The organism is Pseudokordiimonas caeni (assembly GCF_026719705.1).
GTDB classification, from domain to species: Bacteria; Pseudomonadota; Alphaproteobacteria; order Sphingomonadales; family Kordiimonadaceae; genus Gimibacter; species Gimibacter caeni.
This window is the reverse complement of sequence record NZ_JAPPRR010000002.1, coordinates 676,529-697,584: the sequence shown is the minus strand read 5'-3', so window position 1 is coordinate 697,584 and position 21,056 is coordinate 676,529. Positions and strand designations below refer to the sequence as shown.

Genomic DNA, 21,056 nt, shown 5'->3' with positions numbered 1-21,056 from the left:
TTGTTAACACTTTATTTACCAATGACTTATTCGTAAAATTTTATCTATCTGCGGGGATGGCCGGGCTTTGCGCGGCGGCTGGCACAGGCCATGCAAGCAGGCTTCGTGCCCGAAAAACGCCATGCGATCATACGGTTATTTTTTGCAAATGACCGAGTTTGTTTATACTGCCGGGCAGAGTGGGGTGGCTCGCGGGGGCGAGCACCGCGAAGAACAAATTGGGGAGTAAACCGATGTTCAAGACAACCAAATCAACGCTGATCCGCGCGCTTGCCGGGGCTTCCGTGCTTGCCGCTGCCAGCGCCATGCCCGCCAGCGCCGGCATGGGCTGCAACGCCAGCCTCACGAAGGCACGTGAAATCGCCACCGCCGCCATCAATGGCGACGGCAAGGATGCGGGCGAAACCGTTTCCGCCATGCATGCGAAATATGAAAACGACGCCAAGGCCCGCCTGAAGGCTTATAGCGCTGCGATCGACAAGGAAGCTGCAAACTTCGAAAAGGTCGAAGCTGCTGTGCAGGAAAGCATCGACTGTTTCGGTGCCGCCGAAGCCAAGCTCGCCTCCATGCCGGCGGACAAGCGCGCCAAGAAAATGGCCGCGATCCGTCAGGGCAACGAGGAAGCCGGCACGCTCCTGAACACCGCCATGGCGGCGATTTCGAAGCGCGTTTCGACCTTCGATCAGGCGCTCCTCGTGGAGACGAACGCCGAGGGCGTCAATCTCGCCACCATCAACCGCCTGGCCTATCTCGGCCGCGTGGGCGACGAAGCCGCTGACGCCGCGCCGACCGCTGCGGAGCTTAACGACACCCAGCCCGCCGCCGGCAGCATGTTCCTGACGCTTGCAAGCCTTGCCGCCCTTTCGGAAGCCGATCCGATGGCCGTTGAAGTTGGCATCGCGACGGGTTCCGAAGCCTCCTCACAGGCCGCCGAAGCCGAAGCTGGCGAATGGACGGTGTCGACGAGCGACATGCAGGAGATGAAAGCCGCCGACATGCTCGACGAGCTGCAGGCTGCCGGTCGTTCGGGCCAGAAGCTCCTGTCGCTTTATGACCGCACCCGCGCGACCATCGCCGCCCAGCAGGCCCTTGCCGGCAAGCTTGGCGAATAATCCCGGATCCGGACTCTTTTGCACCAGACATGATCGAAGGGCTGCCCATTTCGGGCGGCCCTTTCGCTTGACGGGTTGCCCGATTGCCGATTCGCGACTTTCTGTGCAGACGAAATCATTCCACACCCGAAAAGTGTATTGCGCGCATGGCCACACGTAACGGTGAGGTCAGGTGCTTCAATTTGATACAATTTTAGACAATTTTGTTAAGAACGTATCTTACCACGGTATGTGAAGCGTGATTCCACTGACGGACGGCGCCACATATGCTAAGTAAACAAATAGTTAATCGTTCCGATTCCCCGACGACAAATCGTACCTGGAGCGTACAAATGACGTACTTGAAGAACATCCTCGCTGCTGCTGCGCTGACCGCCACGGCGACGTTTGCTGCGGAAGCAGCCGTAACCTTCTCTGCCACTGACGGCGGCGTTACCTATTCCATCTGGGAAGGCCCGAACGATAATCCCGCATCGAATGCCGACTGGGCTGATTTCCTCGCCGAGACCGGTCTTTACCAAGTCGCCAAATATGACGTGCCTGATGATGAGAATCCTGGTGGTTTCACCGGTGAAACCTTCACCATCACCGGCACGCCCGGTAAATCCGGCACCTGGTCGTCATCGTTCGGTGTGAACGGCTTCGTGATCAAGGGCTCGAACACCTTCCTGTTCGTTGATTACGGCGACCTCGGCCCGCAAACCGGCGACAACTGGTGCACCGACGGCACCTGCAAAAGCGTGTTTGCCGATGGCAATATCTTCATGCCGCAGCTGCTGAGCAACGGCGGCAAGAACCCGGGCCTCAGCCACCTGACGCTCTATGCCCTGTCGACCGTTCCGGTTGGCGGCATTCCCGAGCCGGCCACTTGGCTGATGATGATCATGGGCTTCGGCCTCGTGGGTGTTGCCACCCGCCGCCGCACGCACATGGCACGCACCATCGCCTGATTGGTGAGACATAAAGAATAGAAGAACGGCGGCCCATCGGGTCGCCGTTTTCTTTTTTCAGGTGTGTGCTATTTGCGGCCCCAAGTGAACCAGGCGGTCGCCACATAGTTCCACACGGTGCCGACGATGATGCCGGCAAGGGCCGATAGCGCCCATTCGGCGTCGCCTGCATAAAGCACTTCGGCAACCCCCACATTGGCAACCGCGCCGATCGAGCAGGCCGCCACAAAGCTCGCCCAGCCCTTCAGCATGGCGCGCCCGCGCAGCTTGCGGTCGCTATAGGTCAGCTCGTTATTCATCAGGAAGTTCGTGGTCATGGCCACAAAGGTCGCGGCCGTCTGCCCCCAGAAGAAGGGCAGACCCATCAGCTTGAACATCAGCGTCAGCACCGCGAAATGGACAACAAGCCCGACAGTGCCGACCGCACTGAAGGACAGAAACCTGACAGGAATGTACCGCCCCACCGACTTGTCGGCCAAGAGCATCAGGAAATCCCAGATCACCTTGTTATCAAGCTTGCTTTCGCCCTCGATCCTGTTGCGGAACACATAGCCCACCTCGCGCACCGTCAGCCGCCGGTTCACCGAGGTGATCATGTCCAGGAGGATCTTGAAGCCGATAGACGACAGGTTCGGCAGCGCCTCCACCATCAGGTCGCGGCGGAAGGCGAAAAAGCCGCTCATCGGGTCGCTGATGTCCGCCTTCAGCACAAACTTGGCAAGAAGCGTGGCAAACCGGCTGATGCCGACGCGCGCCGCCCCCCATTCGCCAAGCCCCCCGCCTTCAACGTGACGGCTACCGACCACAAGATCGACCGCGGGATCATCGAAATGCGCCAGCATCTTGGGGATGACGGTCTCGTCATGCTGCAGGTCAGCGTCGATCACAACCACAAGGTCACCCGAGGCCGCAAGGGCGCCTTCGACGACGGCTGACGATAGCCCCCGGCGCCCCACCCGGTGCAGGCAGCGCACGCGCGGGTCCGCCCGGCCCATTTCATGGACAAGGGCGGCGGTGCCATCGGGGCTGTCGTCATCGACAAAGATGACCTCCCAGCCAGCGGGCCCGAGCACGGCATCCAGCCGCCGGGCCAGTTCGCCCACATTGCCGCGCTCGTTATAGGTCGGAGATACGATGCTGACCCGCACCCCCGCCGCCTTCCGGTCCGTCGCTGCCCCCGTCATGCGTTTTCAGTCGCCCCCTTGTGTCTTGTCCTCGCGCGCCAGCACATAGACCGGCATGCCGATGATCAGCAGCATGAAGCCCCAGAACACGGTCTCGGCCCCCGAGCCGATGATGATGAAAAGCGTGGCGAGGAAGGCCAGCACCGCAAGCACCAGATTGCGCTTCACGCGGGCCGACCGGTCGCCCTTCTGGATATCCTGCTTGATGAACCACATTTCCGCCACTGCCGTGAACACATAAGGGATCAGCGTGGTGAGCGTGGACAGGAGGATCATGAATTCGAAGGCAGCCACAAGCCCCTTCGTATAATTCATCGCCATCAGGAGGCTCGCGAGCGTTGCCGAAATCAGGATCACGCGCGCTGGCGTACCGTGACGCGAAAGCTTGCCGAACCAGGCCGGGATCAGCCCCTCGCGCGCCGGAGCCACCAGCACCTGCCCCGAGACAAGAAGGAAGCTGTTGATCACGCCGACCGTCGCGATGATCGCACCGATGGCAACGACCGACGCGCCGACCGGCCCGATCAGCACGGTTGCGGCATCGGCGAAGGGCGCGGTCGATGCCGCCAGCACATCACCGGGGATGAGGAACATCACAGCCGCAGATGACGCGAAATAGATGACAAGCAGTGTGATGACACCAACGACAAGCGCGCGGGCGATGGTCTTTTCCGGATTCTGGATGGCTTCCGCCGGCACCGTCACCGCTTCCATACCGACAAGCGCCCACATGGTGAGCATCGCCGAGGTTGCAAGAACCGAGATGGGATTGCCGCCGCTCGGGTTCATCTCCGGCAGGGCCGCATCCCCCGCTGCGATACCGCCCGCCACAACAATGAGCGCAAGCGGCAGCACCTTCAGGATCGTGGTGACAAGCTGGAACTTGCCGACCCCGTCAAGCGAGCGAAGATTGAGGAAGGCGAGCGCCCAGATGCAGGCGAGGCCCGCGGCCAGCGCCGGCACGGGCTCCTTCAGCACCGGCAGGAAAAAGGCCATATAGCCAACCGCCGCCACCGCCACGGCCGAAATGGCCGTCCACTGGCTGATCCAGAAGCCCCAGGCGATCAGGAAACCGGCGAAATCACCGAGCCCGCCACGCGCGTAGGCATAAGGCCCGCCAAGCTTCGGGAGCCGGGCCGACATACGCGCAAAATTGAGCGCAACGAGCATGATGCCGACCCCAGAGATGAGCCAGCCGCCAAGGCCGAGGAGGCCGTAAGGCGCCAATAGCGCCGGCATCATGAAGACGCCGGAGCCGATCGCGGAGCCGACGACAAGCGCCCAGGCCTGCCAGAAACCAAAGGGCCGCGCGGCCGGGATGTCGTCACTCATCCAAAAGTTCCTTCCGGGAAATATCGTTACTCAACCCTTGTAGAGAAAACAGCTTGCGCCATCCATCATGCCGACGCTGGCATTCACCACGGTCATGAAGCGTCGCCCCGCGTGATAGCAGACGATGATGCCGTCGTGGGGCTCGCCGCGCAGGATAGGGCTGATATAGTCATGTGCCGCCTTGAAAAAATCCCTGTTGCCGAAGTCTGCCTGCTGGCTGCTTTCGAAATGCGAGGATGCCGACCAGTGGAATTCCCACCCATGCTGCCGCGCAAGTTCCGCCAGCTGGTCTTCCACCTCGAACGCCATTGCTGGCGCTGACATCATCAACAGGCCTGCAACCCATAACCCCCGAACCATACGCATCGCTACCCCCAACAAAAATCAGATCGGCCCGAGCGCCCCGAACGGTTCATCAAGGCTTTCGGGCGGCACCGTGAACCACACGGGGCCTTCCGCTGTCATGTGCAGGCAATCCTCCAGCCGCACACCGAACTTGCCGAAACTGTAGATGCCCGGCTCGTTCGAGAAACACATGCCCGGCGCCAGCGGCATCGCCTCGCCGCGAACGAAATTCGGGCTTTCATGGCCTTCCATGCCGATGCCGTGGCCGGTGCGGTGGGAAAGGCCGGGTGTCTTGTAGCCGGGGCCGTAGCCGAGGCTTTCATAATAGGCCCTGACCGCATCATCGATGCTGCCGGCGGGTGCGCCAAGCTTGGCGGCTTTGAAAGCCACATCCTGCCCCTTGCGGACGCGGGTATAGACCTCGCGCTGTTCACTCGTCGGCGTGCCAAACACGAAGGTGCGGGAAATATCGGATTGGTAACCCTCCACCGCGCAGCCGCAGTCCATCAGGACAATCTCGCCGTCCTTCACCACCTGCGGCGCTTCGGAGCCATGCGGATAGGCGCTTGCCTCGCCCACCAACACCAGCGCCCAGGTATCACTGCCGCCGAGCGCCTTCTGGGCCTGATGCATCATCGCGCCGATGTCAGCGGGCGTCATGCCTGCCTTCACCTGCGGCCATACATGACGATAGGCCGAAAGCGTCACCTCATTCGCCTTGTGGAGAAGCGCGATTTCGGCCGCAGACTTGATCATGCGGCAGCCGCGCGTGACGGCCTCGCCCGAGACAATCTCGAACCCCGAGGCCGCCTTCTTCAAGCCGTCCGCCACGAAATAGCGGACCGTGCCTTCAAGCCCGATCCGCCCGGTGGTGAGGCCACGGTCGGCAAGGATCTGCGCCACGCGTTCGAACGGGCTTTCATGTTCGTGCCACGGGCGCACGTCATCGCCGAAGGTGAGCGACTGGCGGACACTCGGCTCCTCGAAGTACGGCGTCACCACGCCAATCTCGCCCTTGGCCGGGATCACAAGGGCGGTCAGCCGCTCGCTCCGCCACCAGCGGATGCCGGAGAAATAAAGCATGGCGGCGCCGGGCTCGATCACCAGCGCATCGATCCCGGCGACTTCCATCAGTTCCTGTGCGCGTTTGATGCGGGCCTTGCGTTCCTCGACTGTGATCGGCTGCACGCCGGTTGTCAGGGGCGCAAGCGCCGGGGCATCAGCACCCGCCGCCAAACCGGCACGGGACATAAGCGGCAGGGCTGCAAGCCCCGCCCCCAGTTTGAAAAGATCGCGGCGTGTGGCCTTCATCGTCCGCACCCTCAGTTGACCTGCTTGTAAATCTGGCCATCCTTCATCACGAACTGCACATTCTGCAGCAGCGTGACATCTTTCAGGGGGTCACCCTTCACCGCGACGATATCGGCCTTCAGGCCTTCCTTCAGCGAGCCGAACTCGTTTTCCTGTTTCAGAAGCCGCGCCGAATTGATCGTGGCGGCCTGGATGGCCTGCAGCGGCGTCATGCCATATTGCACCATCACCGCAAACTGGCGGGCCGCCTGCGAGTGCGGATAGACGCCGGTGTCGGTGCCATAGACCATGTTCACGCCCGCCTTCACGGCCTTGGCGAAATTGTCGCGCTGGGCCTGCGCCACCTCGCGGTCCTTGCGCATGTTTTCTTCCGGTACGCCGCGCTCGGCCCCTGTGGCCTGCGTATAGTCCGTGTTGTAGATATCCATCGACAGGTAGGTGCCATGCTCCTTGGCGAGCGCGATACCCTCGTCATCGATCAGGCTCGAATGTTCGATACTGTCGATCCCGGCCACAATCGCCGCCTTGATACCATCGGTGCCGTGGGCATGGGCCGCGACGACCACACCGCGCATATGCGCTTCATCGGCAATCGCCTTCATTTCCTCGAACGTATAATGCTGGCCGCCGACCGACGTACCTTTCGAGAAGACACCGCCGGTGGCGCAGATCTTGATCGTGTTGGCGCCGTATTTCAGCACTTCGCGTACCTTGCGGCGGGCTTCCCACGGGCCATCCGCCACGCCGTCGGCCTTGATATGCATTTCGGGCGGAAAGACATTGTTGTCGCAGTGGCCGCCGGTCACACCAAGTGCGGGGCCGGAAGCGAAGATGCGCGGGCCGATGATGTCGCCCGCATTGATGCCGTCACGCACGCCGATAACGCCGTAAGCCTCGTCGCCCACATCGCGCACGGTGGTGAAGCCCTGCATCAGGGTCACCTTGGCATTCTTAACCGCGACCACGGTCTGGCGCGGGACCGATTGGGTCATGCCGTCAAAGAAGCCAGCCTCGGCGTCGCCCATGAGATGGACATGCATGTCCATCAGACCCGGCAGGATGGTCATGCCATCGAGCGCCACAAGTTTGGCGTCGATGGGGGCCGGCAGGCGGCCCTTGCGACCGATGGCGACGATCCGGTCGTCGCGGATCACGATGGCCGGGTTTTCAATCGTCTTGCCGCTTTCCACATCCACCATGGCGGCGGCGGTCATATAGATGTCGCCGGCCGAAGCCGCGGCCGTCAGCATCGTGGCAGCTGAAAGGGCGGTGGCAATCCATCTTGTAACAGTCATTTGTGCGTTTCCTTCCTTGCGGCCGTATCGGCACGATCGAAAGCGTCCACCGCTTCGACAAACTGCCCCAGGGCCTTTTCGATATAGACGAGAACCTCGTCGACATAACCATCGGTCGAAGCCGACCAGACACGATTGAGATAGCGTTCGCCCGCCGCGAAGCTCGACATGATCTCGGCATAAGCCGAAAGCCCGAAGATATGCTTCAGGCTGTCGCGAGCGTCAGCGAAGGCGAACAGGTCGTCGCGGAACAGCCGGTCGATCTCGAACCGCATTTCATAGGTCGGGATCTTGTCGCGGCGGCCGTTCAGTTCCTCCAGATTGAGCACGATGGCATGGAGGCTGTCGTTGAGAATGCGGCGATTGGCAATGAGCACGCTGTCGGCCCGCGCTGCTGCGCCGGTACTGACCTTGAGGACAACAAGGCCCACGAACCCGGCCGCGATCACCGGCAAGAAAGTCTTCCAGTCGATGGCAGCGGGGTCGATCACGGCAATGAAGGCGCCGCCGACGAAGGCGGCGGCAACCACGAGGCGGGAGAGTAGAATGGTCATCTATCCGCCTCCCTCAGCCTGCCGATACGATAGTGTTGACAGCAAAGGCAACGCCGACAAGTGCCTCGCCGACGATCAGGCCGGCCGCCACCGGGATGCCCTTGTGTTCCGACCAGCGCTCGCCAAGCTTGCGATCAGTGATCTCGCGCATGAGCGAGCCGAGCGAATAGGTCAGCACGATGGAGAAGGGCAGGTAGAAGCCGAGGCCGACCGTGATGCCGAGCCCGCCGAACACCGCAGACAGAAGCGCGCCAAGCATGGCGCCTGCCGCATATTTCTCAACCGGCACATTGCCGCCAAGGATGCCATCAACCATCGAGGCAAGCGCCTGACCCTGCGGGGCCGGTAGCGCCTCGGAGCCAAGCCCGTAGGCCTGATGCAGCACGTAGACCAGCCCGACGATCAGGATAGGCCCGAGCCACGCACCAAGCATCTGGCCGATCTGCTGCTGGCGCGGCGTGGCGCCAACCAGATACCCGGTCTTCAGGTCCATCATCAGGTCGGTCGCCTGGCTCATGGCCACGCAGGTGGCGGCGCCGACGGTGACAGCGGCAACGATGGCCGGGCCGCGGTCCATGCCGCCCATCGACTGGGTGATGATGATCAGGAGCGTCACGGCAATCAGCGTCATCCCCGACAGTGGTGACCAGTTGGTGCGGCCGATAGCTTCCGACAGGATGATCCCCGACATCCAGACCCAGACGGTGCCGAGAAGGGCCATCATGACGCCGCGCACCAACCCCACCTCACTGGTCGAGCTAACCGCCATGACGCCAAGGAGAATGGTGGAGGCGATAACCGCGATATAAAGGAAACGGATCGGCATTTCGTCGCTGGCGGCAAGGCTGCGTGCCTTGTCGGCCGACTGCATCGCGGCAATGGCCGACCGCAGCAACGGGAAGGCAAACGCCACCCCGATCATCGCGCCCCCGATCAGCATGCCGATGCCGACCGGCTGGAACAGAAGAACGCGCAGGCGCGACGGGTTGGTCACCATCTCGCCGGCTTCAACCGGCAACAAGCCTGCAAGGTCGACCATCGGGGCAAGGAGCCAGTAACACAGGAAACCGCCGATGATGAAAGCGAGGCCACCCCGCGCCGCGATATAGCCAACCCCCATCGTCATCAGCGAGACGAACCAGATACCGTTCAGATATTCCGGGAAGATATCGACACCTGTCAGGCCGTCGATCCAGCCGAACAGGTCGAAATATTCGGCCTGATAGTAAAGCACGAAACCGTGGACAAGCGCCGAGATCGCCATGGCGCCGAGAAGCAATTTAGCCTTCACGATGCCCGCGCCAGGGGCACGCAGGATCGAGGCCACCGCCACCCCGCCGGGATAGGTAAGCCGCTCGAAATCGATCATATGCTTGCGCAAGGGGATGATGAAGGCGATGCCGAGGATGGCACCCGCCATCGCGCCGAAGGCGATGACATAGGGGTTAAGCTCCGCGCCGTAACCAAGGATGAAAATGGCCGGCACCGAGAACATCAGGCCCGAGGAGGCCCCGTTCACCGCGCTCGCAATTGTCTGGACAATATTGTTTTCAACGATGGAGCGGCGGCGCAAAATGCCCCGGAGCACGCCAAAGCCGAGGATGGCAGCCAGTTCAGACCCTTCGATCGAGAAACCAAGCTTGAGCGCCGCATAGCCGATCGACAGCGCGATCAGCGCGCCGAGAAAGTAACCAACGACAAGCGCGTGCAGCGTCAGTTCCGGATAGGCGCCGCGTGTAAGCGGCCCGGCTGACGAGAAAGAGGCTGTTGCCGGCGACGGTTTCGGCGTCCCCAAACTCATTGAACGATTTCCCCCTTGACCCGGCCGCCTTGAAAAACGGCTCTCGAGCATTTCGCCCGGCAAACATAACCGGCTTGCCAGACGACGGAAAGGAGCATAGCACTATCCGACCCATTCGAGGCAAGCCCTGACAGACAATCAGGTGGAATTGCCCTAACGCACGACGGCATCATGTGGAAACCCGACGAAGCAAGAGAGAGGACCTGGGTCCTTGAACGGTTCAAGCGCCATTTCGGCGAACTGTTCCGCTTGTCCACGCCTGCGGTACTGATGCGGATCGGTATTCTGGGCCTTGCGATGGTCGATACCGCCATCGTCGGCCATTATGCGACGCGCGATCTGGCATGGCTCAATCTCGCCAACCAGTCGGTCATCATGTTCGCGCTTGTCGTCGGGATCGGGCTGATGTCCTCGATCCTCGTGTTCACCGCGAACGAGTTTGGCGGGGATAATTTGAAGGCCTGCGGCCGCGTCTGGCGGCGCAGCATCCCCTTCACCATCTGGTCGGGTGTGATCATCGCCGCCGCCACCTGGCCGGGAGAGCTGTGGCTGACGATGCTCGGCCAATCGGAAGAGGATGCGAGGATTTCGGGCAACCTCATCCGCATCCTCGGGCTCGGCATTCCGGGGCATCTCCTGTTTCTCAGCTGCACCATGTTCCTCGAGGGCGTGAAACGCGGCCAGATCGGCTTCTGGCTGATGCTTGCCGCCAACATCGTCAATCTCGTGCTCGATTATGGCATGGTCTTCGGCCGCTTCGGCTTCCCCGAAATGGGCGCTGCAGGGTCGGCCTGGGCTTCCACCGCCGTGCGCTGGTTCCTTGGCGCCATTGCCTTTGCCTATGTCTGGTGGAGCCCGGCGATCCGCGAGTTCGGTGTGCGCGAACCGCACGGCCAGCGCTGGCGAGACTGGGCCGACCAGCGCATGGTCGGCTATGCCGCTGCCGTCGCCATCGCGGCCGAGGTTGTGGCTTTTGGCGGGCTCGCCATCTTTGCCGGCTGGCTTGGCACCCTGCCGCTCGCCGCCCAGGGCGTAACCTGGCAGATCATCGGCCTGCCCAACATGATCTCGATCGGGATCGGCGTTGCCGCCAGTGTGCGCGTGGGCATCGCCTTTGCCCGCCGCGACCGGTTCGACACACTGCTGGCCGGTGTGTCCGGTATCATGCTCAATTTCACGGTGACCGGGATTTTCACCGGGCTCATCTTCATTTTCGTCGAACCCGCGCTTGGCGTTTTCACCGACGACACCCGCATCATCGACATGCTGGTGCCGCTGACCATCTTCTTCACCTTCGGGATGGTGTTCGATGCCGCCCAGATGGTCGTCTCGTCGCTCCTTCGCGGTTTCAAGGAAACATGGTGGCCGACGCTATTGCAGGCCATCTCCTTCATGGGGGTGATGCTGCCCGCCTGCTGGCTGCTCGCCTTCCCGGCCGGGCTCGGCCTGAAGGGTCTGATGATCGGCACGATCATCGGCTGTTTCGTCTCGTGGGTGCTGCAACTGGCCCGATTCCATTGGCTGCTGCGGCCCGGTAACCGCTGAAACCCGAGGCTGCCCGCGCCTTTGCACGGTTTTTCCACACTGTTAACACATTTCTGGCTGACTAAAGGCATGACGAGCCGTGATCGAACTCCAGTGGAGGATCCCTGTCATGCGGTTTCGAGTGGGACGTGAGATAACCTGTTTCAGCCTTTGCTTCGGCACCCTTTGTTTCGGGCAGTCGGGCAGTGCCAGTGCGGCCGACGATACTTTCTCTGTCACAGACAGGTTGCAAAGTGCCGTCGAAGCGGTCGAGCAAGGCATTGATGACCTTTGGCCGCCCGAGGAGCGCCCCGAAGACCTGACCCTCAGGCTCGGCGCTGGCCTCGGCTTCGTGCCGGATTACACCGGGTCGGATAATTACCGCCTGCATGCCCTGCCGCTCATCGAGGTACGCTACAAAGATGTGTGGCGGCTGGATGGCACCCGCTTTTCCTATGCCGCCTACCGGAGCGGCGGTTTTGAAGCCGGCCCCCTGATCCGCTACCGCTTCGGCCGCAATGAAAGTGCGAATGCCGCCCTTGAGGGGCTCGGCGATATCGACAATACGGTCGAGGTCGGCGGTTTTGCCCGCTATCACACCAAGAGCCTGCTGATTTCGGCTGAAATGAGTCAGGCGCTCTCGTCCGCCCTTGGCCGCACGGTGCGCCTCACGGTCGGGCACGGTGTCTACCGGGACGAAAAATGGCTCATAGGCGTTGCCGCTCGCGCCAAGGCGATTTCGCGGAAAGCCGCCCAGACCGAATTCGGCCTTACCCGCGCCCAAAGCGACCGGTCGGGCTTCGGCTTGCCCGCCTTCTCGGCCTCGGCCGGTTTCTCGGAAGTCAGCCTTACCGGTATCGCCGCCTACCGGGTCACCAAGCACGCACGGGTCGTGAGCATCGTCTCGCTCGGCCGGCTTGTCAGCAGCGCGGCTGAAAGCCCGCTGGTCGCGAATGGCGTGGGCTCACGCACGCAGGCTGTGGTCGGCTCCGCGCTCACTTTCGAATTCTAGGCCTCAAAGCCAGGTCGAAATTTCCCCAAGCGGTTTTTTGGTGATCACCGGCACCTCGGCGCCCGGCGCCGGGTGACCGGCCACGATAATCATCATCGCCTTCTCGTTCTTCGGCCGGCCGCAGATTTCCGACAGGAATTTCATCGGCGACGGCGTGTGGGTGAGCGTGGCAAGCCCTGCCCGGTGCAGGGCCGCGATCAGGAACCCGCACGCAATCCCCGCGCTTTCATGGACATAATAATTGGTCTCGCGCGCGCCGGTCTCCGTGTCCTCGCCGTACAGCGCCTTGAAACAGACGATGAGCCACGGCGCCGTTTCAAGAAACGGCTTGTGTTCGTCAGTGCCGAGATGCGCGAGGTCCGCCAGCCATTCGTCACCCGCCCGGCCGCCATAGAAGGCGCGCTCCTCTTCCTCCGCCGCTTCCCGGATGCGGCGCTTGATATCGGCGCTTGAAACGGCAACGAAATGCCACGGCTGCTTGTTCGCACCCGACGGAGCCCGGCCCGCTGTTGCAATTGCGGCCTCGATCACCGCGCGCGGCACAGGATCGGGTGCAAAGTCGCGGACCGTGCGGCGGCGGGCCATTTCCTCAAAAAATCCCTCGGCCCGCGCCACCATATCGGCGTCCGGAATCCGCTGATATCCTGTAAGGGGATGGTATTTCGCCTTTGTCATGATGGAAGGGCTCCTTTAAGGATGGGTTCAGCAGTTAAGGGCAGCGGGAAGACCATGTCAAAGGCTTCCAGAATAACGATAATGCGATGGTTGCGGGGGCTGGCGGCGGGCGTCGGCCTTGCCCTGATGCCGCTTGCCGTCCATGCCCAGTCGGTTGTCGTGCCCGCCGATGCGCTGGATGCCTTGATCGCAGACGCCGGCCTGGAAGGCCGTGTCGCCCATGTGAACGGCCCGCGCACGCTGCACCTAGGGGCTGAGGCTGACATGCTCCACCTCGGGCCCGCCTCGCGCCTTCTCGTCACGCTCAGCGCGCTTCGGCTGGCGGAGAGGGGCCTTCTCGACCTCGACGCGCCCGTGAAGGCGCTCTATCCCGGCCTGCATGACCGCTTCCTGTTTGAACACTGGCCGACAGCCCGCCAGCTGATGGCCGAAACCGGCGGCTTTGCCGTGCCACCCTATATCGGACAAACGGCCAAGCTCGACCCCTATCTGCAACGCAGCGACCCGCCGGGGATCTGGCCGCGCGAGGATGTGGCCGGCTGGGCGCTTCTGGTTGCCATTGTGGAAACCGCCGCCGACAAGCCGTTTGGCGATATCATGCGCGACGAAGTGCTCGTACCCCTTGGCCTCACAGTCGCTGACTGGCAAGCAGGGGACGGCCCGCAGACACAGCTTGCCGTCCTTGCTGCGAAGGGCAGCAACCGGCTGGTCGCCACCCTCGCCCGGCTGTTGACGCGCAACCGCGATGCCGCGGCGGGGCGCTATCTTTCGCCCGAGCTGTTCGATGCCCTGACTGCGGACCTCGCTTGGTCGATACCCCTGTCGCCGGACGGGCGGACAAGCGGCCTGATGCTGCGGCACTCGCAGGGTCGGCGCTATCTCATGAGCCTGCCCGGCTGCGGCGTCACGTTCACCGCCTATCCAGACGCTGACCTGACCCTGATTTTCAAGCCAGTCGAGCCATGCACGCCTGTAGTGAATATCGGCAGCCTTGCCATGATGGTCGCCGCCAGCTTCGTGCCGCCAGCGCCGGATGTAACCTTCGCGGACCCGGTGCTGCCTGCCCGGCTGCAGTCGGTGGACGGCCTTTTTCGCGCCCGGCCCGAAACGCCCAATCCATCGCTACAGGCGCGATTCCGGCAAGTATTGCAGCCGGTCCTTGGTCTGTATGCCCCGGTGGAAGGGGGAGGGTATCTCCAGATTGATGCCGACGTGCGCGTTTCAATTGCCTCCCGCAACGGCTGGCGCTGGGAAACCGGAGCCGGGCAGGTGCTGGCGCTCGACCCCGCCGCGCCTTTCGACCGGTTCGTTCTGGACGGCCGGGTTTACGAGCGCGTCGCGCCCACGGCCGAGGCACGCTATGCCCTGTGGCCGCTCGCGCTCATCCTGCCCATCCTGATCAGCGGGATCGCCTTCCGGCGCGTGCGCGTCCACCGGGGCTGGCGCTTCACCGGCACGCTGTCGGCCGTCACCCTTCTGTTGCTTGGCGCTGGTGTCGCGGGCGAATGGTTCCTCTGGGCACCCGCCCTTTATGACTGGGACATGCCATGGCTTGTCACCTGCGCGCGGATCGTGCTTTTCACCGGACTTCTGGCGGCCATGGGCCTCACGCTCATGATGCTCGCACTCCTGAAGGACCCGGCGCCGCCGAGGAACCTTCTCACGAGATTTCACCTCCTTGTGCTTGGCCTTGCCGGACTTGCCACCGTTATCCTCGCAGGCGTCTGGGGGCTTGCCTCCAGTTTCAGCGCCACCTGAGAAAGACACGACCCCATGACCGACTATGCCCTGACAGCGGCCGATATCCGCTCGATGCTTGAAACCCTGTCCGGGAAAGACCGGCACATCGCCGCCGCTGTGGAGCTTGTCGGCTTTCCGAACGAGCGCCGTATCGAGCATGGCTTCAAGACGCTTCTTTCCGTCATCGCCGGCCAGCAGCTTTCGGTGAAGGCCGCCGCGACGATCCGCGAACGGGTCTATGCCCTGATGACGGATGGTGTGTCGCCCGCCGCCCTGATGGCGCTCGAAGACGAGCCCCTGCGCGGCGCCGGCCTGTCGCGCCAGAAAATCCTTTATGCCCGCAGCCTTGCCATGGAGATCATGGAAGGCCGGCTCGATTTCGACGCCCTGCCGCACATGTCGGATGCGGACACCATGAAGGTGATCACTGCGGTGAAGGGGCTGGGACGCTGGAGTGCCGAGATGTATATGATGTTCGCGCTCGGTCGGGCGGATGTGTGGCCCGTCGATGACCTTGCGGTGCGCGTCGGCGTAGGCCGCATCATCGGGCACGAAGACCGCCCGACCCCGAAGGCGCTGGATGAGATCGGCGAACGCTGGCGCCCATACAGGAGTGCCGTCGCCCTGCTCGCCTGGCATTATTATTCGAACGCGCCGCTTTGACATTGCCCCCAAAAGATCGGGCGCCGTTCCCGGGGTAGACGGGAAACTGGCGCCCAGGGGGTAAGGGGGTGCTTGAGGAGGGCGACCCCCTTGCCAGGGATAAGGCCTTGGGTCAGAAGCGGAAGCCGAAGCCCGCGCCGAAAATCCAGGGGTCGATGTCAACATCGGCCGTGATGGCGCCGCCATTGAGCGATACATCGGTGTTGAGCCAGATCTTCTTCACATCGAAGTTGATGAACCATTTCTCGCCCATCGCGATGTCCACGCCAGCCTGGGCCGCCAGACCGAACTTGTTCTTGTAGTCGATCGCGGTGACCGTGCCGCCCGGCGCATCTTCGTTATAGAAGAAGGTATAGTTCACACCGGCGCCGATATAGGGGCTGACCTTTTCGCCCGCCAGCGGGTGATACTGGAAGGTCAGGGTCGGCGGCAGCAGCCACACGGAACCGAGGTCCACATCGCCAAGCGCAGTATCGACAGCCGCCACCGAATGCTTGGTCGTGGCGAGGATCAGTTCGGCCGCGAACTTGTCGGTGATGAAATAGGTGAAGTCGACTTCGCCCGTGAATTCACTGCCAACATCGCTTGTGCCGCCAATCGTGCTGATGGTGGCGCTGTCGTCCGGCTTCACATAGATGCCACGCAGGCGCATCATCCAGTCACCGGCGTCTGCAGCGGCAGGCACCGAGACAAGCATCGCGGCAAGGGCCGCACCCGAAAGGAATTTTGCGGAAAGGGTCATTATACGTCTCCCTGACTTCGCGCCCGCCATTGGGGAGGCAGCCGGCGCCGTTTCAATGCCCGCATAAAGCGCCTTTTTGCCCCGTTTTCCTTTGCGATAGATCAATTTCAGTTGCGTCAGCTTGTCGCAGCCGGAACAATGCGGCGGTGTTGAGTGACAAGGGGGCAACCATGACCGATTTCCATCAAGTGACCGACCTGATCAGCGTCGCACCGCAGATCAGCGAGGAAGATATCGACCGCGCCGCCGCCGACGGCGTGAAGCTTATCATCTGCAACCGGCCGGACGGCGAGGAAGCGGGCCAGCCGCCGCTGGCCGAACTGAAGGCCCATGCCGCCGCCAAGGGCATCCCGCTGGTGCTGATCCCGATTGCTTCGGGGCAGTTCACGCTGGATGCCGTGCAGCAAATGGCGGCGTCGCTGAAGGAAGCAGACGGCGCGAAGGTACTGGCCTATTGCCGCTCCGGCACGCGCTCCTGCGTGCTTTGGGCGATGGCCGAGGCTTATACGAAGGGGCTTTCGACCGACGAGCTGATCGAACGCGGGGCAGCGGCCGGCTATGACCTCGCCCCCATGGCCGCGATGTTCGAAAACCTGCGCGCGATGGAGGCCTGACAGGCCTCAGACCTGCCGCCAGTGATAGACCACCCCGCTTTTGGGGAAGGTCCATTTCGTGGTTTCGATCTCGATCGTTTCGGTGGCCGAGCCCGTGCGCGGGAAGATGCGGGTCGTGTAGCAATCGTGATCAAGCTGTGACAGGAAAGACGTCATGCTGAGGTCGCGCTGGTTTTCGGTCTTTTCGAACCGCAGCTGCGCCCCCGGCGTGGTCGGCACCGGCAGCATCATCACAAACTTGGTGGATTCCTTCAGCCACGGCATGCGGAACTCGATCTCGCAGCCCGAGCCCTCGAGATGGCCGCTTTCATTTTCCACCTGAATTTCGATGAAGGTCACATTCGTCAGCGTGCCCTTGTGCCCGACGACGGTGAAGGTCAGCGGCTTCTGGCTTTCAACACCCCATGCGCGGAAGCAGAAAACATCCCGTATCACGGCTTCGAGCGCCTTTTCGTCGCTCAATAGCTCATGCAGGGCTTCGCGCTCCTTGGGATCCAGCGACAGCACTTCGCGCATGAAAACATCGTCGCGCCGGAAGGAGCGTTCGAGATCATCGTCGCTGAAATAGAAATGGACGGAAACGAAGCCCGCTGCCGCCGTCCCGTCTGTATAACCCTTGCGGATGTAGCGGATATTCTGGACGTTCCAGTTATAGCGGTCGGTGTTCGCTGCAAGGGCTGAGACGAAGGCACTGCCAGCGCCTTCGATAGCCGGCATGCTGTCAGCCGTCATACCCTTGAACTTCACACTGTAATGGAAATTGTCGCGGTAATGCTTGTAGCCGCCGATATAGGGCTGGATGAATTCGTTGAAAAGGATGGTGCCATAATGGTCGCCTAGGCGACTGTTGATCGATTCCTTGACGATCGTGTTCTGCACTTCCTTATCAAGCGCCTTGAGTTTGCCAGTCAGCACCTGCGTGATCGAGGCGGCAATGACCCGGCGCATCAGGTTGCTGTCCTGATAGCGCAGGAGGATTTCAAGCACGGCGACAACAACAAGGCCGTCCACCACGATGCCGAGGAGATAATCGAAGATGCTGTCGGGCGCCACATAGCCCTGATCGATCAGGTAATATTTCAGCAGCGCCAGTATCAGCGTTGCCGAAAGAACCGTGACAAAGGCCCCGAGATAGGACCGGTCCGTTTGCGCGTCCGTGCTCATCTTGCCCCCAATCCGTTCGTTCAGTCCGCCCCCGGAAGCCCCCCGGGCGGTGCCGCATAAAGCAGCCGGTCATACCCCAGCGCCTGACACCAGGTCCGGCTGCCATATTCATAATGCCACCATTCGGACGCCATATTGACGAAACCGGCGTCAATCATCGCCCAGAACAGCAGCCGGCGGTGACGGCGCGCCGCCTTGTCCGCGGCTGTGTCGCACGGCCTGTCCTCGAACCATGTCGTGGTGCTGACATCGCTCGGGTCATCGAAAATACCGCCCATGTCGACAGGTGACCCATCCTCGCGCTGCACAAGCCACACATCCACCGCACCGCCGCTATAATGCAGCGGAAAGCTTGTCGGGTCATCTTCCTTGAAGATTGCGGGGTTCGAGCAATATCGCTGCGCCAGTTGGATGGTCTCGGTGTCCGTTTCGGGCTTCTCCGTGCGGCGGGCAGCTTCCGCCAGGAACCAGCGCCAGAGCTCCCGCTGGAAGGCAATCGGCCGGTAGCCATCCAGAAGCTGCAGGGCGAGGCCTTCACGGGCAAGCGCTGCATCCGCCGTCCGCAACCGGTCAACCAGCCCCTCGCGGACCCAGACGGTATCAAGCGCCGTGTCGAACGTCCCGAAATAGGGAGCATCGCATGCGGTGAAGCGGGCATAAACGGGCCATACCCGGAACCCTGCCGCGGCCGCATCCACCAGCCCTTCGGCATTCGTGGCGGGATCGACCTCGAACCGGACCCCGGACGCGTCACTCGTCGAGACTTCCTTGCCCGGATGCATGATCGGCTTTTCGGTAGGATCAGATGTCATAACAGCCTGCAGGACATGGTTTTTCAGACGCTTGCGCCGCAACTTTAGGCAAGCAATACGGGCAGTGCAACAAGGGAGGCGTCCTAGTCCGCCTTGCCGAAGGCCATCAGGACGAAGGTGAATTCCTCGGCGACTTCGTGCAGGCGCTCGAACCGACCTGACTTGCCGCCGTGCCCGGCGCCCATGTTGATCTTCATGACGAGCAGATTGTTATCCGTTTTGGTGGCGCGCAGCTTGGCCGTCCATTTAGCCGGTTCCCAATAGGTGACGCGCGGATCGTTCAGCCCACCCGTCACCATCATCGGCGGATAGGCCTTCGCCGCGATATTCGTATAGGGGCAATAGCTGCGGATCGTTTCGAACGCTGCCTTGTCCTCAATCGGATTGCCCCATTCTGGCCATTCGATGGGGGTGAGCGGCAGGTCGGCATCGAGCATGGTATTGAGCACGTCCACAAACGGCACATGCAGCACCACGGCCCTGAACAGCTCCGGCGCTTGGTTGGCCACCGCCCCCATCAGCTCGCCGCCCGCGCTGCCACCCGAAATGCTGATATGCCCGGCAGTGGTGTAGCCCGAAGCGATCAGGCCCTTCGCCACATCGACAAAATCGTTGAAGGTGTTGGTGCGGTGGTCAAGCTTGCCGGCCTCATACCAACCATAACCGAGCTCATCGCCGCCGCGGATATGGGCGATGGCATAGGCAAAACCGCGGTCCAGAAGCGACAGACGCGAGGCCGAGAAGCTGGGGCTCATGCCAAGGCCGTAGGCGCCGTAGCCATATAGATGCAAGGGGGCGGCCGTGCCGCGGATCCAGTCCTTGCGGTAAACAAGGCTGACCGGCACCAGTGTGCCGTCGCGCGCCTCAATCATCACCCGTTCGGTGTGATAGGCGTCGCGGTCGTAGCCTGAAGGGATTTCCTGCACCTTGCGCACGGTCAGCTCGCGCGCGGCGACGTCATAATCATAAACGGTCGCGGGGGTAATCATGCTTGAATAGGCCAGCCGAACGAAGGGCTGGTCATATTCGGCATTGTGGCCAACCGCGGCTTCGGCCACGTCCTCGGGGAAATCGACCGTATGCTCGCCGCCTGCGGCCAGAATGCGGATACGGTCCAGCCCTTCCTCGCGTTCCTCAAGGACAGTGAAACCCTTGAAGAGCGAAAAGCCGTGGATATAAAGCCGGTCGTCGCCCATACGCACCGGCACCCACGCGGCCTCGCCGGCCGCGGCATCATCGGTGCGATAGAGGCCGAAATTCTTGTGATCCTTGTTGGACCGCACATAGAAGCCATCCACTCCATGATCGACGAAATAGTCATGGTGTGTGCGGCGGGGCGACACGCAGACGGGCTTCGGCGTTTCAGCCGCCAGCGGCACGGACCAGACCTCTGCCGTCACATGATCGCTGATTCGAATCACCATCTGCGCCTTCGAGGACGATTCGGCGATATGGACGAAGAAGCTGGCGTCCTTTTCCTCATACAGCGGCACGGGCTTGCCGCCCTTCAGCGGCTGCCGGCAGACGAGGAAGGGCCGCCATTCCTTGGAAACACGCACGAAATAGAAGGCCGACGAATCGCTCGTCCACACCACTTCGCCCGAGCTTTCCTCAACCTCGGTATCGTGCCAGAGGCCGGTGGTGAGGTCCTTCACCCGGATCGCGAATCGCTCGGCGCCCGATGTATCGGCGCTCATGGCCAGATAGCGACCATCGGGGCTGACGGCGAGCGCGCCGAGGCGGAAAAACTCCCGCTCGCCGGCCTCTGCCGTTTCGTCCAGAAGCACCTGCCAGTCGCCCTCAGCGAACGGACTTACCGCCCGCGGGCGGTAATACCATGTACGGTACTGGGCGCCGGGCGCGAAGGCCCAGTAGAAATCATAGGCTCCTTCCGCCCAAGGCACACCGGCATCGTCTTCCTTCACTCGCCCCTTGATCTCGGCGAACAGGGTTTCGGTCAGGCCTTCATAGGGTTTCATTACGGATTCGAAATAATCATTTTCTTGCCGCAAATATCCAAGGATACTCTCGTCCTTCACCTCCGGATAGGTCGGGTCCTTGAGCCAGGCATAAGGGTCTTCAAGCGTGACGCCGTGATGGGTGACGCTGTGCGGGCGGCGCTCCGCCTTCGGGGCGGCAGGGCTTTCGGGGGCGAGAAGCTGGTGATGCATGGCGTCGGTATCCGGGCATTGAAGGGGAAATATCCCTCATCCCTACCCCCGCAGC

The 21,056-nt window shown here is 62.1% G+C and carries 19 protein-coding genes; 7 read left to right on the top strand and 12 right to left on the bottom strand.

What is annotated here, in order from left to right; all coding sequences use genetic code 11:
* The first annotated feature begins 233 nt into the window (after nt 1-233).
* A complete protein-coding gene (locus OU694_RS12015; protein ID WP_308911247.1) occupies nt 234-1,112 on the top strand; it encodes a hypothetical protein in 879 nt (292 codons plus the stop codon).
* A gap of 332 nt (nt 1,113-1,444) precedes the next feature.
* Nucleotides 1,445-2,062, top strand: a complete 618-nt coding sequence (locus OU694_RS12010; protein WP_308911246.1) for a PEPxxWA-CTERM sorting domain-containing protein — start codon at nt 1,445-1,447, stop codon at nt 2,060-2,062.
* A 68-nt stretch (nt 2,063-2,130) separates the two neighbouring features.
* Here OU694_RS12010 and OU694_RS12005 read toward each other — a convergent pair whose 3' ends face one another.
* The 7 genes from OU694_RS12005 to OU694_RS11975 are packed head-to-tail and all read right to left on the bottom strand — an operon-like array spanning nt 2,131 to nt 9,884.
* Nucleotides 2,131-3,246: a glycosyltransferase gene (locus OU694_RS12005; protein ID WP_308911245.1), complete on the bottom strand. Its 1,116-nt coding sequence runs from the start codon at nt 3,244-3,246 to the stop codon at nt 2,131-2,133.
* Nucleotides 3,247-3,252: 6 nt separating this feature from the next.
* Entirely contained in the window at nt 3,253-4,578 is a 1,326-nt protein-coding gene (locus OU694_RS12000) for an APC family permease (protein WP_308911244.1), read from the bottom strand.
* Nucleotides 4,579-4,608: 30 nt separating this feature from the next.
* Nucleotides 4,609-4,944 carry a hypothetical protein gene (locus OU694_RS11995; protein WP_308911243.1) on the bottom strand — a complete coding sequence of 112 codons (336 nt, stop codon included), beginning with the start codon at nt 4,942-4,944 and terminating at the stop codon, nt 4,609-4,611.
* A gap of 18 nt (nt 4,945-4,962) precedes the next feature.
* Nucleotides 4,963-6,234 carry a M24 family metallopeptidase gene (locus OU694_RS11990; RefSeq protein WP_308911242.1) on the bottom strand — a complete coding sequence of 424 codons (1,272 nt, stop codon included), beginning with the start codon at nt 6,232-6,234 and terminating at the stop codon, nt 4,963-4,965.
* A gap of 11 nt (nt 6,235-6,245) precedes the next feature.
* The gene (locus tag OU694_RS11985) at nt 6,246-7,529 is read right to left on the bottom strand and encodes a Xaa-Pro dipeptidase (protein ID WP_308911241.1); all 1,284 of its coding nucleotides are present in this window, start codon (nt 7,527-7,529) and stop codon (nt 6,246-6,248) included.
* Nucleotides 7,526-8,083 (bottom strand): hypothetical protein, encoded by a 558-nt coding sequence (locus tag OU694_RS11980; protein ID WP_308911240.1) that lies wholly within the window; start codon nt 8,081-8,083, stop codon nt 7,526-7,528. Before OU694_RS11980 ends, OU694_RS11985 begins: the two co-directional genes overlap by 4 nt.
* 13 nt (nt 8,084-8,096) lie before the next feature.
* Nucleotides 8,097-9,884, bottom strand: coding sequence for an OPT family oligopeptide transporter (locus OU694_RS11975; protein WP_308911239.1), 1,788 nt, complete (start codon nt 9,882-9,884; stop codon nt 8,097-8,099).
* Between the two features lie 171 nt (nt 9,885-10,055).
* Here OU694_RS11975 and OU694_RS11970 point away from each other — a divergent pair, with 171 nt between their 5' ends.
* Complete coding sequence (locus OU694_RS11970; protein WP_308911238.1) at nt 10,056-11,429, top strand: MATE family efflux transporter; 1,374 nt, start codon at nt 10,056-10,058, stop codon at nt 11,427-11,429.
* Between the two features lie 109 nt (nt 11,430-11,538).
* Entirely contained in the window at nt 11,539-12,420 is an 882-nt protein-coding gene (locus tag OU694_RS11965) for a MipA/OmpV family protein (RefSeq protein WP_308911237.1), read from the top strand.
* Between the two features lie 3 nt (nt 12,421-12,423).
* Here OU694_RS11965 and OU694_RS11960 read toward each other — a convergent pair whose 3' ends face one another.
* Complete coding sequence (locus OU694_RS11960; RefSeq protein WP_308911236.1) at nt 12,424-13,095, bottom strand: nitroreductase family protein; 672 nt, start codon at nt 13,093-13,095, stop codon at nt 12,424-12,426.
* Between the two features lie 81 nt (nt 13,096-13,176).
* Between OU694_RS11960 and OU694_RS11955 the strand changes: the two genes are divergently transcribed.
* Entirely contained in the window at nt 13,177-14,853 is a 1,677-nt protein-coding gene (locus OU694_RS11955) for a serine hydrolase (RefSeq protein WP_308911235.1), read from the top strand.
* A 15-nt stretch (nt 14,854-14,868) separates the two neighbouring features.
* Complete coding sequence (locus tag OU694_RS11950; protein WP_308911234.1) at nt 14,869-15,498, top strand: DNA-3-methyladenine glycosylase family protein; 630 nt, start codon at nt 14,869-14,871, stop codon at nt 15,496-15,498.
* Nucleotides 15,499-15,610: 112 nt separating this feature from the next.
* Here OU694_RS11950 and OU694_RS11945 read toward each other — a convergent pair whose 3' ends face one another.
* Nucleotides 15,611-16,240, bottom strand: coding sequence for an OmpW/AlkL family protein (locus OU694_RS11945; RefSeq protein WP_308911233.1), 630 nt, complete (start codon nt 16,238-16,240; stop codon nt 15,611-15,613).
* A 170-nt stretch (nt 16,241-16,410) separates the two neighbouring features.
* On the opposite strand from OU694_RS11945, the gene OU694_RS11940 reads away from it, so the two are divergent.
* Nucleotides 16,411-16,854, top strand: coding sequence for a protein tyrosine phosphatase family protein (locus OU694_RS11940; RefSeq protein ID WP_308911232.1), 444 nt, complete (start codon nt 16,411-16,413; stop codon nt 16,852-16,854).
* Nucleotides 16,855-16,860: 6 nt separating this feature from the next.
* Here OU694_RS11940 and OU694_RS11935 read toward each other — a convergent pair whose 3' ends face one another.
* The 3 genes from OU694_RS11935 to OU694_RS11925 all read right to left on the bottom strand — a co-directional run bounded on the left by OU694_RS11935 (nt 16,861) and on the right by OU694_RS11925 (nt 21,001).
* A complete protein-coding gene (locus OU694_RS11935) occupies nt 16,861-18,018 on the bottom strand; it encodes a hypothetical protein (protein WP_308911231.1) in 1,158 nt (385 codons plus the stop codon).
* Between the two features lie 20 nt (nt 18,019-18,038).
* Nucleotides 18,039-18,830 carry a M15 family metallopeptidase gene (locus OU694_RS11930; protein ID WP_308911230.1) on the bottom strand — a complete coding sequence of 264 codons (792 nt, stop codon included), beginning with the start codon at nt 18,828-18,830 and terminating at the stop codon, nt 18,039-18,041.
* 83 nt (nt 18,831-18,913) lie between these two features.
* Nucleotides 18,914-21,001, bottom strand: coding sequence for a S9 family peptidase (locus OU694_RS11925; RefSeq protein ID WP_308911229.1), 2,088 nt, complete (start codon nt 20,999-21,001; stop codon nt 18,914-18,916).
* Nucleotides 21,002-21,056: the final 55 nt, after the last annotated feature.

Excerpts from the sequence above, each read along its gene's own strand:
- OU694_RS12015 (WP_308911247.1), top strand. The coding sequence starts at position 234 with ATGTTCAAGACAACCAAATCAACGCTGATCCGCGCGCTTGCCGGGGCT.
- OU694_RS12010 (WP_308911246.1), top strand. The coding sequence starts at position 1,445 with ATGACGTACTTGAAGAACATCCTCGCTGCTGCTGCGCTGACCGCCACG.
- OU694_RS12005 (WP_308911245.1), bottom strand. The coding sequence starts at position 3,246 with ATGACGGGGGCAGCGACGGACCGGAAGGCGGCGGGGGTGCGGGTCAGC.
- OU694_RS12000 (WP_308911244.1), bottom strand. The coding sequence starts at position 4,578 with ATGAGTGACGACATCCCGGCCGCGCGGCCCTTTGGTTTCTGGCAGGCC.
- OU694_RS11995 (WP_308911243.1), bottom strand. The coding sequence starts at position 4,944 with ATGCGTATGGTTCGGGGGTTATGGGTTGCAGGCCTGTTGATGATGTCA.
- OU694_RS11990 (WP_308911242.1), bottom strand. The coding sequence starts at position 6,234 with ATGAAGGCCACACGCCGCGATCTTTTCAAACTGGGGGCGGGGCTTGCA.
- OU694_RS11985 (WP_308911241.1), bottom strand. The coding sequence starts at position 7,529 with ATGACTGTTACAAGATGGATTGCCACCGCCCTTTCAGCTGCCACGATG.
- OU694_RS11980 (WP_308911240.1), bottom strand. The coding sequence starts at position 8,083 with ATGACCATTCTACTCTCCCGCCTCGTGGTTGCCGCCGCCTTCGTCGGC.
- OU694_RS11975 (WP_308911239.1), bottom strand. The coding sequence starts at position 9,884 with ATGAGTTTGGGGACGCCGAAACCGTCGCCGGCAACAGCCTCTTTCTCG.
- OU694_RS11970 (WP_308911238.1), top strand. The coding sequence starts at position 10,056 with ATGTGGAAACCCGACGAAGCAAGAGAGAGGACCTGGGTCCTTGAACGG.
- OU694_RS11965 (WP_308911237.1), top strand. The coding sequence starts at position 11,539 with ATGCGGTTTCGAGTGGGACGTGAGATAACCTGTTTCAGCCTTTGCTTC.
- OU694_RS11960 (WP_308911236.1), bottom strand. The coding sequence starts at position 13,095 with ATGACAAAGGCGAAATACCATCCCCTTACAGGATATCAGCGGATTCCG.
- OU694_RS11955 (WP_308911235.1), top strand. The coding sequence starts at position 13,177 with ATGCGATGGTTGCGGGGGCTGGCGGCGGGCGTCGGCCTTGCCCTGATG.
- OU694_RS11950 (WP_308911234.1), top strand. The coding sequence starts at position 14,869 with ATGACCGACTATGCCCTGACAGCGGCCGATATCCGCTCGATGCTTGAA.
- OU694_RS11945 (WP_308911233.1), bottom strand. The coding sequence starts at position 16,240 with ATGACCCTTTCCGCAAAATTCCTTTCGGGTGCGGCCCTTGCCGCGATG.
- OU694_RS11940 (WP_308911232.1), top strand. The coding sequence starts at position 16,411 with ATGACCGATTTCCATCAAGTGACCGACCTGATCAGCGTCGCACCGCAG.
- OU694_RS11935 (WP_308911231.1), bottom strand. The coding sequence starts at position 18,018 with ATGAGCACGGACGCGCAAACGGACCGGTCCTATCTCGGGGCCTTTGTC.
- OU694_RS11930 (WP_308911230.1), bottom strand. The coding sequence starts at position 18,830 with ATGACATCTGATCCTACCGAAAAGCCGATCATGCATCCGGGCAAGGAA.
- OU694_RS11925 (WP_308911229.1), bottom strand. The coding sequence starts at position 21,001 with ATGCATCACCAGCTTCTCGCCCCCGAAAGCCCTGCCGCCCCGAAGGCG.